This is a genomic window from Sphingomonas sp. Leaf412, assembly GCF_001425405.1.
In the GTDB taxonomy this organism is placed as follows: Bacteria; Pseudomonadota; Alphaproteobacteria; order Sphingomonadales; family Sphingomonadaceae; genus Sphingomonas.
Genome location: NZ_LMQP01000001.1, coordinates 87,314 through 103,313 on the forward strand (window position 1 = coordinate 87,314; position 16,000 = coordinate 103,313).

21 protein-coding genes are annotated in these 16,000 nt (G+C 73.4%); all 21 read right to left on the reverse strand.

What is annotated here, in order from left to right:
- Positions 1–665: outer membrane protein (locus ASG29_RS17295; RefSeq protein WP_235532712.1), on the reverse strand; the 665-nt coding region annotated here is incomplete at its 3' end.
- A 113-nt stretch (positions 666–778) separates the two neighbouring features.
- The gene (locus ASG29_RS00360; protein WP_235532762.1) at positions 779–1,219 is read right to left on the reverse strand and encodes a DUF2793 domain-containing protein; all 441 of its coding nucleotides are present in this window, start codon (positions 1,217–1,219) and stop codon (positions 779–781) included.
- A 73-nt stretch (positions 1,220–1,292) separates the two neighbouring features.
- Positions 1,293–3,401 carry a phage tail protein gene (locus ASG29_RS00365; RefSeq protein ID WP_055978604.1) on the reverse strand — a complete coding sequence of 703 codons (2,109 nt, stop codon included), beginning with the start codon at positions 3,399–3,401 and terminating at the stop codon, positions 1,293–1,295.
- A 4-nt stretch (positions 3,402–3,405) separates the two neighbouring features.
- A complete protein-coding gene (locus ASG29_RS00370; protein WP_055978605.1) occupies positions 3,406–3,789 on the reverse strand; it encodes a hypothetical protein in 384 nt (127 codons plus the stop codon).
- Positions 3,786–4,589, reverse strand: coding sequence for a DUF2163 domain-containing protein (locus ASG29_RS00375; protein ID WP_055978607.1), 804 nt, complete (start codon positions 4,587–4,589; stop codon positions 3,786–3,788). Before ASG29_RS00375 ends, ASG29_RS00370 begins: the two co-directional genes overlap by 4 nt.
- Entirely contained in the window at positions 4,586–6,862 is a 2,277-nt protein-coding gene (locus ASG29_RS00380) for a DUF2460 domain-containing protein (RefSeq protein ID WP_055978610.1), read from the reverse strand. The genes ASG29_RS00375 and ASG29_RS00380 overlap by 4 nt, the downstream gene beginning before the upstream one ends.
- Positions 6,862–7,428 carry a hypothetical protein gene (locus ASG29_RS00385; protein ID WP_055978611.1) on the reverse strand — a complete coding sequence of 189 codons (567 nt, stop codon included), beginning with the start codon at positions 7,426–7,428 and terminating at the stop codon, positions 6,862–6,864. The genes ASG29_RS00380 and ASG29_RS00385 overlap by 1 nt, the downstream gene beginning before the upstream one ends.
- Complete coding sequence (locus tag ASG29_RS00390) at positions 7,421–7,633, reverse strand: phage tail assembly chaperone (RefSeq protein WP_055978614.1); 213 nt, start codon at positions 7,631–7,633, stop codon at positions 7,421–7,423. The genes ASG29_RS00385 and ASG29_RS00390 overlap by 8 nt, the downstream gene beginning before the upstream one ends.
- Entirely contained in the window at positions 7,630–7,941 is a 312-nt protein-coding gene (locus ASG29_RS00395) for a GTA-gp10 family protein (protein ID WP_082515531.1), read from the reverse strand. The genes ASG29_RS00390 and ASG29_RS00395 overlap by 4 nt, the downstream gene beginning before the upstream one ends.
- Positions 7,942–8,135: 194 nt before the next feature.
- Complete coding sequence (locus ASG29_RS00400) at positions 8,136–8,543, reverse strand: phage major tail protein, TP901-1 family (RefSeq protein ID WP_055978616.1); 408 nt, start codon at positions 8,541–8,543, stop codon at positions 8,136–8,138.
- 169 nt (positions 8,544–8,712) lie between these two features.
- The gene (gene gp17 / locus ASG29_RS00405) at positions 8,713–9,108 is read right to left on the reverse strand and encodes a tail completion protein gp17 (RefSeq protein WP_235532713.1); all 396 of its coding nucleotides are present in this window, start codon (positions 9,106–9,108) and stop codon (positions 8,713–8,715) included.
- Positions 9,105–9,308, reverse strand: a complete 204-nt coding sequence (locus tag ASG29_RS00410; RefSeq protein ID WP_055978617.1) for a hypothetical protein — start codon at positions 9,306–9,308, stop codon at positions 9,105–9,107. The genes gp17 and ASG29_RS00410 overlap by 4 nt, the downstream gene beginning before the upstream one ends.
- Positions 9,305–9,862, reverse strand: coding sequence for a head-tail connector protein (locus ASG29_RS00415; RefSeq protein ID WP_055978619.1), 558 nt, complete (start codon positions 9,860–9,862; stop codon positions 9,305–9,307). Before ASG29_RS00415 ends, ASG29_RS00410 begins: the two co-directional genes overlap by 4 nt.
- A gap of 144 nt (positions 9,863–10,006) precedes the next feature.
- Positions 10,007–11,011 (reverse strand): phage major capsid protein, encoded by a 1,005-nt coding sequence (locus ASG29_RS00420; protein WP_235532714.1) that lies wholly within the window; start codon positions 11,009–11,011, stop codon positions 10,007–10,009.
- Positions 11,012–11,141: 130 nt separating this feature from the next.
- Entirely contained in the window at positions 11,142–11,513 is a 372-nt protein-coding gene (locus tag ASG29_RS00425; protein WP_321163172.1) for an HK97 family phage prohead protease, read from the reverse strand.
- The gene (locus ASG29_RS00430; RefSeq protein WP_055980602.1) at positions 11,510–11,839 is read right to left on the reverse strand and encodes a DUF6127 family protein; all 330 of its coding nucleotides are present in this window, start codon (positions 11,837–11,839) and stop codon (positions 11,510–11,512) included. Before ASG29_RS00430 ends, ASG29_RS00425 begins: the two co-directional genes overlap by 4 nt.
- Positions 11,836–12,918 carry a phage portal protein gene (locus ASG29_RS00435; RefSeq protein WP_055978620.1) on the reverse strand — a complete coding sequence of 361 codons (1,083 nt, stop codon included), beginning with the start codon at positions 12,916–12,918 and terminating at the stop codon, positions 11,836–11,838. The genes ASG29_RS00430 and ASG29_RS00435 overlap by 4 nt, the downstream gene beginning before the upstream one ends.
- 65 nt (positions 12,919–12,983) lie before the next feature.
- The gene (locus ASG29_RS16545; RefSeq protein WP_156457817.1) at positions 12,984–13,169 is read right to left on the reverse strand and encodes a hypothetical protein; all 186 of its coding nucleotides are present in this window, start codon (positions 13,167–13,169) and stop codon (positions 12,984–12,986) included.
- Positions 13,170–13,207: 38 nt separating this feature from the next.
- Positions 13,208–13,702, reverse strand: a complete 495-nt coding sequence (locus ASG29_RS00440) for a hypothetical protein (RefSeq protein ID WP_055978622.1) — start codon at positions 13,700–13,702, stop codon at positions 13,208–13,210.
- A 36-nt stretch (positions 13,703–13,738) separates the two neighbouring features.
- Positions 13,739–15,073, reverse strand: coding sequence for a DNA-packaging protein (locus tag ASG29_RS00445; protein ID WP_055978624.1), 1,335 nt, complete (start codon positions 15,071–15,073; stop codon positions 13,739–13,741).
- Positions 15,070–15,609: a hypothetical protein gene (locus tag ASG29_RS00450; protein ID WP_055978626.1), complete on the reverse strand. Its 540-nt coding sequence runs from the start codon at positions 15,607–15,609 to the stop codon at positions 15,070–15,072. Before ASG29_RS00450 ends, ASG29_RS00445 begins: the two co-directional genes overlap by 4 nt.
- Between the last annotated feature and the right edge of the window lie 391 nt (positions 15,610–16,000).

Genomic DNA, 16,000 nt, shown 5'->3' on the forward strand with positions numbered 1-16,000 from the left:
CCGCCCAGGATGCTGTGCGAACGGAAACGGCCGTCATAGGCGCTGTTGCGCGCATCGACGAGGTTGACGTTGTCGGCGTTGAAGAAGCGATACTTCAACGACACGTCGACGTTGTCGCTCAGCGGCGCACGCACGCCGGCCAGGGCCTGCCATGCGAAGACCGTGTCCGAGTCGTCCAGCAGCTGGTACGAACGACGCAGCGAATTCTCCGCCTTCACGCGCGCCACACCGGCGCCGCCGCCGACGAAGCCCTGAAGACCATCGTCCGGCCCGAAGTCGAGCAGGCCGTTGATCATGAAGCTGAGCGCCGAGGTCTTGCCGCCGGCGATGCCGTACGTGCCGGCCGGAACCGTGCCCGAACCCGAAACCGGGATGGCGCCGGTGGAGCTGAAGCCGTCGACGGTCGCACGGCGATAGCCGACTTCCGCTTCCAGACGGAACGCGCCGAAATCGTAACCGACGTTGCCGTCGACGTCCCAGCCGTAATCGTGGTCGACGATCGCAGTGCCCGAGAGCCCTGCGGTGGTGCTGGTGATCGAGTAATTGATATCCTCGACGATCATCGCACCGCCATTCACGCCAACGTACCACGCCCCATCGCGCGCGAGCGCGGGCGAAGCGATGGCAGTGGAGGCAAGCGCCATGACAATGGCAAGCTTACGCATCATAATCCCCTTTCCTTGGTGTCACTACGGACAACGCAAACTCACTATACAGTCGATGGTTTCCGCACAAGTCGACAAAAGGCCGGGACTGTTGCATCGCAGCAACAGGTTTTTCAATCGATCGAGATCAACCCGTGCGTGCGCAGCGCGTCGAGGACCTGCCCGATCGCGGTCCGCGCTTCCGTATCGACGGTCGATCCACCAGTGGGGGACGCGATCGCGGGTTGCCGTGCGGCGACGACCCGCTGTCCTTCTACCAGCAGCCGGCGGCACCGGACCAGCCCGTCCTCCCACGCTCCGTCGACACGAGCCACCGTCCTGTCGTCCGCGCGGCTCCACGCCCGCATCCCGTCGCGCGCGGCGAGGAAGCGCCAGCCGCCCGCGGTGAAGCCCGCGATGGCGCCCGCATGCCCGCCCCATGCGCCGGTCGGCTCCGGCCCGACGATCCAGCAGGCGCCGACGGCGGGATCGGGCGGGGGCGCGTTCGGGCCGACCGCCTCGACGACGGCCTGCGCCGCGATGTCGAGCAGCGCGAGCGCCTCGTTGTGGACCAGTTCCTTCTGCGCCTATCCCGGCTCGATCAGCGGCAGTGCCAGCCGCGCTGTTTCGCTCGTCATCCCCATCTCCTCATATCGTCGTCGTCGCGGGCATCGATTCCGCCAGCGTGCCCAGTTGCCGGATGGCCACAATGCCCGGTTCCCACTCGCCCGCCGCCAGATCCAGCGCGGGCTGGGTCACCGTCACGTCGCGCGTGCCGCTCCCTGCGGGCAGGGTGATGCGATACGCCTCCTGCTCCTCGACCAGCGGCGCGTCGCCGCCGTCGTCCCAGCGCCAGCCGCGGCGGCTCCGCCGGATCCATCGCAACGCCAGCCCACCGCCCGCATCCGGCGTGGCGCGCACGTGCACCGGTGCGGGCGGCGCGACCGATGCGCCGGTCGGGACCATCGTCGCGGTCGCCGCGACGCCGCCGTCGCCTACCCCGATCGCGCTGATCCGCAGCGGGGCGGCGCGGACGCCGGGCAGCGCCACCACGGCCAGCGTCGCGGCCTCGATCAGGACGAAGCGCGCGCCCGCATCGTGCGCCGCGGCGGCCGTCCCGCGCCGTCCGCGCCACAGGTCGGCGATCCGCCACCGCGTGGCGCCGATCGGTGTCGCGCGCCCGAACTGGATCAGCTCGTCCCCGATCAGCGCGAGGTTGGCGCCGCGGTCCAGCGCCGCCGCATCGGCGGACGCCAGCGCCATCGCCTCGTGCGGGAACTCGACCTCGACCGCATGCACGCGGTCGACCAGCGTCGCGGGCGCGGCGCCCAGCGGCGTCGCGATCGTCCCCATCGTCGCGGGCGCAGCGGTCGCGCCCCCATCCTCCCATGTCGCGCCGTCGCGACTGACCGACAGCAGCGCGCCGCGCCAGCCCGGCTCCGTCCCCGCCGCCGCGATCAGCAGCTGCGGCACCTGCGGCAACGCATCGTCCAGCGGCGGCAGTTCGAACGCCGTCACGACGGTCCGCCCGATCAGCCGGTCGGGCGCCCCCGCCACGACCCCCGGGTCCGCCGTGCGCGCCGCCGCCGCGACCGGTACGGGCACCAGGTCCAGGACGACGCGCATCTCCTCCAGCGTCGCGCGCGTCACCCGCCACGGCGCGCCCTCGCCCGCGGGCAGGACCGCGTCGCCGGGCGCGACCGCGATCGCGGAAACGTCGGTCGTCGCGCGCCGTCGCACACGCGCCGCCTCGCGCGCCAGCAGGCCCGCGTCCGCGATCTGCCGCGCCCGCCCGGCGGACACGGCGGCGGGCAGTTCCACCGCCTCGTCGCGCCACCCCGCGCCGCCGCGATGCGCGGCCTGGCTCCCCACCTGGAAATCGCGTGCCGGGTCGTAATGCGATACCGACAACGCCACCGGCACCGCGTCCGCCGCCCCCCGGGTCAGGTCGATGCGGACGTCCTCGTCCAGCGCGACGGCGGCATCGATCCGATTGCGCATCGCCATGCCCGCGCCGTCGGGCACGAACCACGCCTGCGCCGCCTCCGCCAGCACGCCCAGCGCGCCCGCGACGCTGCTGCCGCCGGCGGAAAAGCCCGTCAGCAGGTCGGCCGGTCCGTCGCCCACGATCGCGCCCTCGCCCAGCGCGCGCGCGACCGACCCGATCGCCACCTCGCCCTCGTCCGCCACCACCTCGAAGGTCAGCGACGGGATGCGGTTGCCGAAATCGGCCAGCTGCAATTGCTCGAACACGGCATAGGCGATGCCGCGATGCGCGGGCGCGGGGCTCGCCAGGCTCGCGATCAGCGGATCGACCGGCTGATCCTCGGTCCCCGTATAGAGGCGAAATCCGGTCGCGCTCTTCCAGTCCCCGGCCGCGCCGCGCAGCAGCTTGCCGTCCGCCCATATCCGCCCGACGCGCACGATCCGCCGCGCCGACAGCGCGACCGCGAAGGACGCGGCGTAGCTGTACGTCGTCGTCCCGCCCTGCCCCTTCGCGCCGCGCTGGCGCGTCCGCGATTCGATCAGGTCGGTCGCCCAGATCACCGATCCGGCGACGCGCATCGTCCCGAACACCTTGGGCATCTGCGTCCCGTAGGACGACGTCTGCACCGCCAGTTCGCGCAGCCGCGGCCCCTGCCGCCCCGGCGTCGCCAGCAGGCGGCGATCGACCGCCTGCCCCAATACCGCGCCCAGTGCGGCCCCGACCGGCCCGCCGATCGCCCCGCCGACCGTGGTCAGCACCAGTGTCGCCATGTCGCTACTCCCCGATCCGATAGGCGCGCACCACCGGCCACGGCACGTCGCCGGGCCGCGCCACCACGCGCCGCGCCGCCATGTCGGCATGGACGATGCCGCCCGCGATCCGCACCGCCAGGTGCAGTTGGGTCGGCATCGCCCGGCACAACAGGATGTCGCCCGGCCGTCCGCCGTCGCACGCGATGAGGCCCTCGGGCTCACCGCCCCAATCCCCCGTCCGCATCGCGTAATCCGCGCGCACGCGACCGTTCCAGCCGCCTGCGCGCAACGCGATCCCCGCGACCCCGACGCAATCCAGCCCCGTTGCGGGATCGCGCCCCTGCACGCGGAACCGCGCGCCGACGCACGCCGCCGCCGCCGCCGCGCCGCGTTCGCCGGGGGTCATGCGCCGGGATATCGCGTCAGCAGGTCGATACCGGGCAGATACGGTTCGCCGCGGAAGTTCGCCGCATTGTCGAACCGCCCCGCGCACGTCGCGATCGTCCGGTCGCACCCTTCCGTCACCTCCACCAGCGCGCCCGCCACAACCGCGAAGGACGGCGGCACGCGCAGGGTCAGCACGGTGCCGGCGGAGGCGACGATCGCGCTTTCCAGCCCGGCGTTGGCGCCGCCCAGCCAGCGCAGCCGCCCGTCGGCATCGGCTCCCGCGGCCGGCGCCACCCCGTCCAGCGTCAGCGCGGTTCCGTCGCACGCGACCACCCGCGCGAACCGGCGCCGCCCCGCCATCGCCACGCGGCAGCGCCGGTCGCCCAGCGTCGCGCGGCACGCGGGCGACGTCGCCTCGGTCACCGGGCGTTCCAGCCGGGCGGCGACACCGGCCAGTTCGGCGGCGAATTTCCCGTCCGCCACGCCGACCTCCCCGATCCGCCCCTCGCCCAGCGGCACCGGCGCGCCGCCCGCGCTCCAGTCGACCGCGAACGCCACCACCCGCGCCCCGTCCCAGCGTCCCGCGACCAGGTCCGCCTCGGTGATCGCGTCGGAATGCAGCGCGCCGCCCGCCTCCATCGTGTCCGCGTCCAGCCCCTCGCCCCGCTGGATCGCGGACGGCGTCATGCCCGGCGCGGCGCGATAGGTGTCGCCGCCCACGCTCAGGTCCTTGTCGTGGTCGGTCAGCGCGATCGTCATCCCGTCGCGCCGCTCGATCCGCCAGCACAGCGCGATCGTCGCGATCCGGTCCGCGCTCATGCCTCGCGCACCTCGATCAGCGGCACGCTGGGTGCCGCGCCCGCAAGGAACGTCGTGCGCTGCACGCTCAGGGTATCCTCCGCGAACCGCACCGGCACGTCGAACCCGAACGACGCCGTCACGGGCACCCCCGCCCCCGGCGCCACGTCCAGCGACACGATCCCCGACGCGCCCAGCGCGAACCCAGCGGCCACGCCGGCGACGCGTATCGACACCGTGCCCGATACCGGTCGCGTGATCCGCCGCACGGTGTCGCCGTACCGCGTGACCAGCGGGAAGATGCGCGTCGCCCCGTCGCCCGTACCCAGCAGCACGTCCGCCGCCTGCCAGTCGAACGGATCGCGCAGCCGGAACCCGCGCGCCGGGCCCATCCGCGCGCGGAAGAACGCCAGCAGCGCCGCAACGTCCGCCTCGCTGCGTACGCCCGGCCCCACGTCGTACCGGGTCCGCGCCCCGCTCCACGCGACGCTGCGCGTCTCCCGCCCGCCCGCGCTGGTCACCACGCGCGTCGAAAATCCCGGCGTCACCTCCGCCTCGCGACCCAGCGCCAGCGGGAACGACACATCGTCGAACGCCTGCATGTCCTCTCCCCCGTCCCATATCACGACGCCGTCGCGCATCACCTGCGGCAGGGCCCACACGTAGGTCGCGCGCACGTCCCGCCTCTGCGCCACCCGCGCCGCCGCCACGATCGGCCCCCATTGCGCGGCCTGTTCGGGCCGCAGCACGAATCCCGACAGATATTCCTGCCGCCCCGGCGGATAGCCCAGCCGCGCGGTCGCCGCCGCGACGCCCGCCGCGCTCGACGCCACGTCGCCCGCGGTGACCCAGTCGTAATCCTCCAGCTGCAAGACATCGAACGCGGGCGACGCCCAGCCGACCGGCAGGTTCATGCGCTTCGCCTCGGGCGCCGCGGCGTCCAGGACGGTGGGCAGATAGGCCAGCAGGAACGTCTCGCACGCCGGATGGTCGGCCTTCACCGCCGCCGCCAGCGCCGCGGTCGACGCCGCCAGCGCCGCACCCGCCCGGTCCAGCGTCGCGCGCTGGCCCGCGTCCATCCCCGTCCGCATCGTCGGGATCGCGACCGGGGCCAGCGCCGCGACCGCGCTGGCATCGTACAGGCACGGCCGCCCGTCCGGCCCCGCCGCGGTGTCGGGCATCGTCCACCACCACGGTTCGCCCACCTGGAATTTCGGCGCCAGTCCCGCCGCCACGCCGATCGCGACGAACGCGCGCGCCACGGCGTGCAGATACGCCATCGCCCCCGCGTGGGTCGGGGACAGCAACGTGGAGGGCGGCACCCATCCGGTCAGCGCCGGGCTGCCGTCCGCGGTGCGCTGCTTCCAGTCCTCCGGCGCATGCGCGTCGAACAATTCGTACGACAGCGACCAGATCACGTCATAGCCCAGCATCGCCGCGCGCCGCGCGAAGTCGGCATGCCATGCCGCGCACGCGACGTTCAGCGCCCCGCCCGCCCGCGTCACGACCCCGCCCCCGGTGCCGAGCCGGAAATAGTGGCTCATCCCGACGTAATGCAGGATCGCGCCGCGATACCCCAGCCGCAGCACGTTGTGCAGCATCCGCGCGGGCGTCAGGTGATAGACGTCGTCGTAACCGTTCGCGATCCGCAACCCCTGTTCGGGCAGGATCACGTCGCCGCACCCGATCACCGATCCCGCGCCGTCGCAGCGGATGGCGCTCATCTCCACCCACGCCTCCACCGGCGCGGGCAGCGCGCCGCCGCCCGCGTCGTAGCCCGGCGCCACCAGCGACACGAACATCCGGTCGACGTCCCCCGCCCACACCGGATCCGCTTCGCCCGGCAGCAGGAAGCCCCCGTCGACGCGGGCGAAATCGATCGCGACCGCGGCGTCCTCGGGCGTGCCCGTGGCGTAGTTCCACAGCCGCACGTACCAGGCGCGCGGGTTCCCCGCCGCGTCGCGCCCCTCGATCGTCAGCACCGGGCCGTTGACCGCGTCCAGCGCGACGACGCCCGCCGACCGCCACCGGAACGACACGGTGCAGTCGCGATAGTCGCGCACCGTGTCGTAGCGCAGCAGCGGATGGTCGTGCGCGTCCGCGCTGTCCCAGATCAGCCCGGCCAGGTCGTCGCGGCGGTAGAACACCGCGTCCACGCGCAGCGCGTCCGGCGCCGTCGTCGTGACCGCCGCCATCATCGGCCGCGGGAAATTGACCGTCCAGTAGACGGGGTCGAAGCGCGAGATCACGCCGTCGGCCTGTTCCGCGCGTGCGCGCGTCAGCCAATGTCCCATCACCCCGCCTCCATCAGCGCCTGCCGCACCGCGCGCGCGACCTGCCGGCCCGATCGCTGGAGCGATCCCGCGCCCTCGCCCGCGGGCGCGTTGACCGTGATCGCCACGCGCACGTCACGCACGCCCCCGCCGGTCGCGGCGGCGACGTGCCCGCTGCTGGTCGGCACGAACAATTCGGGGCCGCGCTCGCCCACGACATAGGGACGGCCCGGCGACACCGGCCCGCCCGTCGCACGCCCCGGCGCGCCCAGAAGCCCCAGCAGGCCGCCCAGCAGCCCGCCCGCGCCCGTCTTCACGCCACCGCCGCCGATACTCCCGATCCCCGCACGGATCGCCGCCGCGGCGATGTCGGACAGGACCGCCAGCGCGACGCCGCGCAGGTCGTCGAACCCGATCTTGCCCGTCCGCACCGCGCGCAGCAGCGCGGTCTCGATCGCCCGCCCCGCGCGATCCGCGCCCTGGGCGAAGGGGCCGTCCAGCGTGCCCCGCATCGCCGCGACGTCGCGCGCGAACCCGCTGGTATCCGCGCGCACGCCGATCACCAGCCGCTCGATTTCCTCATCCATCCGGATATGCCTCCCTCAATCGCGCGATCATCCCCGCATCGGGCGGCGCCGCCTCCTCGGGCACGACCGCCGCGACCAGCGCGCCCAGCTCGTCGGGCGTCGCGCGCCAGAACGTGTCCGGCGCCCACCCGAACACCACGCCCGCCAGCCCCGCCAGGCGCACGGCCGCGTCGGCGAAGCGCCCCTCCTCCCGCGGCGGCGTCACCGCCCCGACAGCACCTGCCGCAGCAGCACGCGCAGCACCGGCGTCGCCGCCGCCACGCCCTGCGCCACCACCGCCTCGCCCAGCGCCTCGCGCGTCAGCGCGTCGGGCGCCGCGTGGCGGCAGTGCCAGAACAGCGCGACCATCTCGGACAGCGTCAGCCCCCCGTCCGCCGCCCGCGCGACCAGCGCGAACAGCGGCCCCAGTTCGCCCTCCGCCGCCACCAGTGCCGCGAACGTCGGGCGCAGCACCAGCATCTCGCCCGCGACCCGCAACGCCGCCTCGCCCCGCGCCGGGTTGGCGGGCGTCACGCGCGCACCATCGGCCCGGAACGCTCCCGCGCGATCGTGTGGCTGCGCTCGCCCCCCAGCCGCGTCAGCGGCGCTCGACAGGGTTCCGACGCCGCTCACGCGCTCACCACCGGGCCGGAACGCTCCAGCGCGATCGTGTAGCTGCGCTCGCCCCCCAGCCGCGTCAGCGGCGACCGACAGGGAGTCGACGCCGCTCACGCGCTCACCACCGGGCCGGAACTCTCCAGCGCGATCGTGTAGCTGCGCTCGCCGTTATAATCGCCGGCATAGTCCAGCCGCGTGACCAGGAACCGCCCCGTCATCGTCTCGCCGCCCTCGAACGTCAGCCGGTAATCGTCCAGTCCGCCCGCCAGCGCGCTGCCGCGCACCCGCGCCTCCGCCGCCGATCCGGTGAACACCCCCGCCGCCGACACGCTGACGCTGCGCACGCCTGCGCCCGACAGCAATTCGCGCCATCCGCCCGAATCCTTGTGCGTGATCGCCACCGCCTCGCCGTTCACGGAAAGCTGCGTCGTGCGCAGTCCCGCGACGGTCGCGTACACGACCGGACTGCCCCCGTTCCCCACCTTCAGCAGGAACGCGCTACCCTTCTCCACCGCCATCAAACCCTCCTTCTCGCCCTCTCCCCGACGGGGAGTTTGAGGGGCCGTCACGAACGACCCCGCCGAAATCCGAAATCCGCCCCGCCCCCGTTCGCCCTGAGCGACGTCGAAGGGCACGCGCGGCGCATGTGCTTCGACGTCGCTCGGTACGAGCGGATGCGAGTCAGCCTCACGCCGCCAGCACGCGCACCCGCACGTCGACGATCCCCGCCCAGCGTCCCTGCCCCTCGCCCAGCACCGTGCAGCGCACCGGCACGACGCTCGCCGCGCGCCAGTCCGATTCCGCCCCGGAAAGGTCGCGCGGCAGGTCCAGCAACGCCGCCTCCGCCGCGGCGGCCAGCGTCTCGCACCGCGCGGGCGTCCCGCCCTCGTCGCGCACGGTCACGCCGACGCGAACCTCGCGCCCCGCCCGGTCCTTGGTCCCCCAATCCACCGCGACGACATCGCGCAGCACCGCATAGGGCACCGTCCCGCGCCCGTCCGCGCCGTCCCACACCCGGTTGACCGCCAGCGCGCCGCGCAACCGCGCCAGCGCCGCGCCGCGCACCGCCGCGACCGCGCTCACCGCAGCCACCCCGCGACCCAGCGCAGCCGCGCGTCGGTCAGCATCCGCCGCACCAGCCCGCGCCCCGCGACCACGACGCGCCCCGCTTCCGCGCTCACCGTCACGCCCGGCACGTCGCGCAGCACGTCGGCGACCCGCCCCGTCGCCCGCGCGACCGCCCCCTCCGCGGCCCGCGCCGCGGCCCGCTCGACCGCGCTCATGCGCGCACCCGCTCGGCCAGCTTCAGGTCGCGGAACGGCCGCCACAGCGCCGCCACCGCCGCGGGCGGCGCCTGCCGCCCCTCGCGGTCCCCGAACAGATGCGCCGCCAGCAGGACGACGCCCTGCCGGATCGCCGCCGGGATCGCGGCCCAGCTCGCCGCCTCGCCCGCCTCGATCGTCACCGTCAGCGGCGCGGCGACGCCGTCCGCCCGGATCCAGCCCGCGCCCGCCGCATCGATATCGACCGCGAACGTCCCCGCGGCCAGCACGGCCGCGGGCCGCCCCGCCGCGACCGCGGTGATCGCCCGCACCGGCGCGACCGGCAGCAGCTGCCACCCCGCCGCCGCGGGCATTTCCGCCACCATCGCGCGCAGCAGCAACGCGCGCCCGGTGTAGCGCTCCGCCAGCCCCAGCGCCGTTTCGGCGAAGGCGACGATCAGCGCGTCGTCCTGCGCCGTCTCGACCCGCAATTGCGCGCGCACCGCGTCCAGCGCGGCATCGCGATCCCCGGGCGGCAACGTCACCGCCCCCGGCCCACCCGTCAGCGTTCCCATCCGCGTCCCTTTCCTTCTGAAACCATTCCGTTCTCCCGCGAAAGCGGGAGTCCAGAGTCACGGGCGCTGCCGTCCGAAACCCTGGCCCCCCGCCTCCGCGGGGGAACAGGAAGCGGGGCCGGCCTTCACCGACCCCGTTACCGATCAGCTCGCGGCGAACTTCATGACCTTGATCGCCTCGCTGTTGGTCACCGCCCCGCCGACGCGCTTGGTGGCGTAGAAGGTGACGAAGGGCTTGTTCGTGTACGGATCGCGCAGGATCTGCGTCTCCGTCCGCTCCGCGACGACATAGCCGTGGCGGAAATTGCCGAACGCGATCGACAGGCTGTTGGCGGCGATGTCGGGCATGTCCTCCGCCTCGACCACCGGATAGCCCAGCAGCGTGGCGGGCGTGCCCGCGACCAGGCTGGGTTGCCACAGGAACTGGCCGTCGCTGGTCTTGAACTTGCGGATGCGCGCCAGCGTCGCGGCGTTCATGACGAACGCCGCCCCCTGCCGGTACGGCGCGCGCAGCGCGTGGACCAGGTCGATCAGCCGTTCGGCGCCGGTGGCGGTGAAGTCCCCCGCCGCGCCGCTGGGCAGATATTGCAGCGTCCCGAACGCGCGCACCCCGTCCGCGGTCGCGGCGGTCGGCGACAGCAGGAAGCCGCGCGGCCGGTTCACGCCCGATCCGGCGACGAACGCCGCGCCCTCGGCCTTCGCGAATTCCGCCGCGATCTCGCCCGCCAGCCATTCCTCGACGTCGAACTGCGCGTCGTCCAGCATCGCCTGGCTGGCGCTGGGATTGGCGTACAGGTCGCCCATCGGCGGCGCGATCTCCTGGAACACCGGCGATGCGGTGCCCGGCCGCGCCTCCGCCTCGCCTGCCCAGCCCGACGGCGTGCCGCCCGTGGTCACCAGCTTTCGGTATCCCGCGCTGCCGACCTGCACCACGTTGGCGATGCTGCGGATCGGGCTGACCGCCTTCAGCGTCGCATCGATCGCGGCGTCGATCTCGCGCGGCACGGCATAGCCGCCCTCCGCGCCCGTGACGCCCGTGAACGCCTTCATCTCCACCGTCTGCCCCGCCCGTACGAAGCCCTCGAAGGCCGTATCCTTCTGCGGACGCGCGCCATCCAGCGCCGGCCGTGCCGTCACCACATCGTTCATGTCATTCTCCATGAAAGGGGCGCTCCCCGCGAGCGCCCCGAACCCATCCTCCGTCATTGCGAGCGGAGCGAAGCAATCCAGAGCCGCCCGTGACGCCCTGGATTGCTTCGCTCCGCTCGCAACGACGCGCCTAAATCTGCTCGATCGCCTCCACCCGCGCCGCCGCCTGCATCGGCACCGCGACCAGGCTGACCTCGATCAGGTCCGCGCGCAGGATCTCGCGCCGCGCGCCCTGCTTCACGACGCGCGCGCGATAGCCGACCGACAGGCCGGGCAGCGCGCCGCGCGCCACCAGCCGCGCGACCTGCGCATCCGCGACGGTCGCCGCGATGCGCAGCCCGCGCGCATCCTCCCCGATCGCCTCGATCGTGCCCACCGCGCGGCCGCGATGCTGGAACAGCAGCGGCACCGCCCCCGCGCCGGCGAAGGCGCCGCGCCGGATCACGTCGCCCGCGCGGTCGACGCGGTCGAACACCGCGGCATGCCCCGTCACGCGGATCACCTGACCATCTCCGCCAGTCCCAGCTTCACCGCCAGCCCCAGCAGCAGCGCGGCGGCCATCACCCGCGCGATCCACGCCCACAAGGCGCGCCACGCGGACCGTTTCGCGTCGCGCCACGCCGCCAGCAGCTCGCGCAGCTGCGCCACGTCCGCCACCGCGTCCGCGTCCGACAGCCCCAGTCGCGCCAGCGCGCGCGTAGCGCCCAGCTCGCCCGCCTCCTCCGCGATGGCGCGCAACGTGGCCCGGTCCGCGTGTTCCCCGGCGCCGCCGCCCGCCCCCTGCTCGATCAGCCGCGCCAGCACGCGGTTCGTCGCCGCGCCGGTCATGCCCATCCCACCATCTGCCGCTTCTCGTCGCGCGTGATGAAATCGGCGCGCGTCACCATCGTCCACAACCGCTCGCGATCCTCGACCAGCGCGGGCACGCGATCCAGGTCGACCTCCACCGTCGCATCCGCGAACGCCGCCGACAGTCCGGCCGCCAGCGCCTTCAGGATCACGTCCGCCAGCGGCAGCACGGTCAGCCGCCACAACGCCTTGTTCGCCTCGCGGTAATTGGCGTGCGTGCTGTCGCCGGGCAGGCCCAGCAGCATCGGCGGCACGCCGAACGCCAGCGCGATCTCCCGCGCCGCCGCCGCCTTCGTCCCTGCAAAGTCCAGGTCCGCGGGCGACAGGCTCAGCGACTGCCATTTCAGGCCCCCTTCCAGCAGCATCGGCCGCCCGGCATTGGCCGCACCCGCGAACCCTGCGTCCATCTCCTCCTTCAGCCGCCGGAACTGGTCCGGGCTCAGCGCCGATCCGTCGCCCGGATCGTAGACCAGTGCGCCCGACGGCCGCGCCGCATTGTCCAGCAATCCCTGCGCCCAGCGCGTCGCGGCGTTGTGGACCGCGATCGGCCCGGCGGCGGCGCCCAGGCACCCCAGCCCGTAATGATCGTCCAGCGGATGGAACCGCCGCACATGGATCACCCGGCTGGCGTCCAGCCGCGCTACCTGCCCACCGACGCGATAGCCGTACGCCGCGGGCCACCCGTCCGCGTCGCGCTCCACCGTCACGCGCTCGGGCCGCAGCGGGAACAGCCCCGCGACCGCGCCGTCCCCGTCCGCGTCGTCGCCGCGCAGGATCTGGACGAACGCGTTGCCGTGCAGCAGCAGCTGCGCCGCGACCGCCTCCATCACCGGCGCGACCAGCGTCCCCACCGCCGCATCGCGCGCATCCAGCGGCGCGCCCGCGACTCCCTCGACGACCAGCCGCACCGCGCGCTGCGCCACCGCATTGCCGAGGTACCCGGCCCTCACCTGCGCCTCGTATCCCATCGGCGCATTGTCGGACCGCCACGCCGTCCCCGCCCGCCCCAACGCCGGACGCGCCCCCGCGCGCCCGGGCTTCCACCCGAACCATGCCATTGTGAAAACTCCAAAAAAAAGGCCCCGCCGAAGCGGAGCCTTGCGTTCCAGAATGTCTGTCGGCGCTACCGGCAGGATACCCGTCGGGTTTCATGATCGTAAACGACTTCGGCATCCTGCCCCGGGGCAGGACGACCGACGGCATCGCGAATGGTGCGGTTGCCCATCCAGCCGGCAAAGCGCGAAAGATGGCGCTCACGCGCTGTCTTCATCATCGCGATCTGCTGATCCCTGGTTAGCGGCGCGTTCATCCTGCCTTCCTTCTGACAATCAATCGTCGGGCGGGAACCTATGTTCCCGGACGTTCCATCATCCAGATATGCTGGCCGTGGAATTCGTCCGCCTTGCCGGCCCTGAACCCTCTGCTCCGGAAGACGGCGCATATGCCATGATACTTTGCCAGGGCCTTAATCGGAAGCCCCGGCCGATGTGTCGTCATGCTTACGAGCGCGGGCGACGCCTCGTCAATCAGCATCTCGATGAGCATAAATATAAGAACGCGCACCTTCTCACGCAGGCTACGCTCGGCGAGCAAGGCGACGGTTTCGGACCCGTCCCAAAATGCGACGACATCGCATCCTTCCGAAGATGCCGTGATATTGAAGATGAGTTCGTAGCCCGGCAGGTCGGCATATCCGATCAGCGGCGACAGCGCGACGAACGCCGAATAGACGGTTCCCTCGACATCGTCATATCCGATCGGTGCGCGCAGGATGAACTCGCCGTTACCGACCAGCTTGTCGACGGATATCTCTCCCGTCAGATCGAACGCGGACACGAACATCGCCGATCCATGCCGGATCTCCGAACCCCCAGCAACCTACACCACCCCCACCCGCGCCGCGCCGCGCGCGCCCAGCATCAGGTGGGTCAGCGCCCACACGCAGGCGTCGGCGCGGTCCGGCGAGCGCCCCGGCCCCTCGTACCCGCCCCCGATCGACAGCCCCGCCAGTTCGTCCTCCAGCGCGGGGAACACCCCCGCGTGCCAGACCCGCGCGCCTTCGTACAACGCCGCCACCGGCTCCGCGCGTGCCACCTTGCCCCGCGTCGCGTGCACCAGCACCACGGGCAACGCGGCGTCGGCGGCCAGCAGGACGCTCTTCACCATCGCGCCGCCCTGGTTCGCCTCCGCCACCACGCGGTCCGCGCCGACGCGCGCCGCGCACGCCGCCACCGCGCGTGCCCAGCCCTCGGGCGAGGCGCCGACGACGCTGGCGTCCTCGATCACATATCCCTGCCCGTCGCCCGACCGTCCCGCCGCCACGATGCCGCACGCGTCGCCGCCAATGCCCGCGGGCGGATCGACGCCGACCACCACGCGCACCAGCGCGGGCGGCGCATGGACCCGCTGCCGCTCGATCAGCGCGCGCGGCCACAACGCGCCGACGACATCGTCCAGCATCTCGCCGTCCAGTTCCTGCCGCCCCAGCCGCGTGCCGCCATATTCCGCCGCCATCGCATCGACGAACGCGCGCGGCAGGTGCGGATTGTCGCGCGTGCTGCCGCGCGTCTCCACCGCGCCGGGCATCGCCATCACCCGCCGCATCAGCGTCGTCGGGCGCGGCGTCGTGGTCACCACCGCGCACGGCCGCGTGCCCAGCCGCAATCCCATCATCAGGTTCGTCCACGCCGCCGCGTCGGGCCATTTGGCCAGCTCGTCGGCCCATGCCAGATGGTGTTCCGGCCCGCGCAGGCTTTCGGGCGCGGCGGCGGAATAGACCTGCGCCACCGCGCCCGATCCGAACCGCACCTCGCCGCGCGTCGCGCGCCACACGACTTCCTGGTGCGGGGATCCGACCGCGATCACCCCGCTCGGCCCCTCCACCATCACGCGCCGCGCCTCGTCGATCGTCGCGCCGACCAGCGCGATCCGCGCATCGCCGCGCAGCCGCGCCTGTTCGCACACCCATTCCGCGCCGGTGCGGGTCTTGCCGAAACCGCGCCCGGCGCGGATCAGCCACACGCGCCAGTCCCCGACCGGCGCCACCTGTCCGTTATGCGCCGACAAGGTCCAGCGCGCGGCCAGCTCGCGCCGGTTCTCCTCCGGCAAGGCCGCCAGCACGATCGCGCGCCGCGCCGCCGACGCCTGCGCCAGGTCCCAGCCCGCCGCCCCGACGATCGCACGCCGCGTGCCGTCTTCCCCCGCCGCCGTCATGCGCCCGCGCCGTCGGTCGCCGCCAGCGCGTCCAGCTTGCGGCGGATCAGCGCATCGGTCTCCGCCGCGGTCGCCACCCGCCGCGTCCGCTGCGGCTTGCGGTGCTCCACCCCGTGCCGCCGCATCAGCATTGCCAGCACCAGTTGCAGCTCCGCCGGCGTCGCCGTCCGGTCGCCGATCGCACCCGCCAGGTCGGGCACGCCCGCGGGCGCCGCCTCCGGATCGGGGGCGTCCACCCCCATCCGGTCGAGCAGATGCCCGACCATCGCCAGTTCCAGCCGGTCGTAGCCCAGCGACAAGGCATCGCGCCACGCCGCGGCGAAGCCCGCGTCCCTCTGGCGCTCGCGATAGACCGCGGCCTGCGTCACCCCCGCCGCGCGCGCCGCCGCCCTGACGTTGCACGTCGCCGCCAGCGTGTCGACGAACCGCTGCCGCGCCCCGGCGTCCAGCTTGTACGCGCGCGATTCCTGCACTTGCAGCACGCGCCCGTTCGCCGCCACGATCCGCGCCTCGCGCGCCGTTTCCGACTTGTCCACCCCGCCCCCTTTCCGAACCTGCGCCCGATTCTGCCCGTTTCCGATATCGTCCGATCGCGACAGCCACCCGCCCCGCCGCAGCCGTCATGCCGTGCCCGTCCCGGCATCCACCGCACCGCCAGCCCCACACCATCAGGATCGCGGCCCCGCGGATGCCGGGACAGGCCCGACATGACGACGCTCGACGAAAGCCGACGCCGTCCCCCGACCGCCCCACCCCCGGCCTGCCGCACAACCCCCGATAACAAGACGCAACCCGCGCCACGAACATCTGCCCCCCGGACCCCGGCCTTCGCCGGAAGATCACAAAGGCCGACCCGCCAAAACCAAAGAAAGCATCCCGCCGCCCGACACCGATCCCGCCCCGCGAGACGGCACACCCCGCCCCGCC

Bases quoted from the DNA above. Each gene is read 5' to 3' on its own strand.
- ASG29_RS00365 (WP_055978604.1), bottom strand. From the start codon at position 3,401: ATGGCGACACTGGTGCTGACCACGGTCGGCGGGGCGATCGGCGGGCCG.
- ASG29_RS00370 (WP_055978605.1), bottom strand. From the start codon at position 3,789: ATGACCCCCGGCGAACGCGGCGCGGCGGCGGCGGCGGCGTGCGTCGGC.
- ASG29_RS00375 (WP_055978607.1), bottom strand. From the start codon at position 4,589: ATGAGCGCGGACCGGATCGCGACGATCGCGCTGTGCTGGCGGATCGAG.
- ASG29_RS00380 (WP_055978610.1), bottom strand. From the start codon at position 6,862: ATGGGACATTGGCTGACGCGCGCACGCGCGGAACAGGCCGACGGCGTG.
- ASG29_RS00385 (WP_055978611.1), bottom strand. From the start codon at position 7,428: ATGGATGAGGAAATCGAGCGGCTGGTGATCGGCGTGCGCGCGGATACC.
- ASG29_RS00400 (WP_055978616.1), bottom strand. From the start codon at position 8,543: ATGGCGGTGGAGAAGGGTAGCGCGTTCCTGCTGAAGGTGGGGAACGGG.
- ASG29_RS00410 (WP_055978617.1), bottom strand. From the start codon at position 9,308: ATGAGCGCGGTCGAGCGGGCCGCGGCGCGGGCCGCGGAGGGGGCGGTC.
- ASG29_RS00415 (WP_055978619.1), bottom strand. From the start codon at position 9,862: ATGGGAACGCTGACGGGTGGGCCGGGGGCGGTGACGTTGCCGCCCGGG.
- ASG29_RS00420 (WP_235532714.1), bottom strand. From the start codon at position 11,011: ATGAACGATGTGGTGACGGCACGGCCGGCGCTGGATGGCGCGCGTCCG.
- ASG29_RS00430 (WP_055980602.1), bottom strand. From the start codon at position 11,839: ATGACCGGCGCGGCGACGAACCGCGTGCTGGCGCGGCTGATCGAGCAG.
- ASG29_RS00435 (WP_055978620.1), bottom strand. From the start codon at position 12,918: ATGGCATGGTTCGGGTGGAAGCCCGGGCGCGCGGGGGCGCGTCCGGCG.
- ASG29_RS16545 (WP_156457817.1), bottom strand. From the start codon at position 13,169: ATGAACGCGCCGCTAACCAGGGATCAGCAGATCGCGATGATGAAGACA.
- ASG29_RS00440 (WP_055978622.1), bottom strand. From the start codon at position 13,702: ATGTTCGTGTCCGCGTTCGATCTGACGGGAGAGATATCCGTCGACAAG.
- ASG29_RS00445 (WP_055978624.1), bottom strand. From the start codon at position 15,073: ATGACGGCGGCGGGGGAAGACGGCACGCGGCGTGCGATCGTCGGGGCG.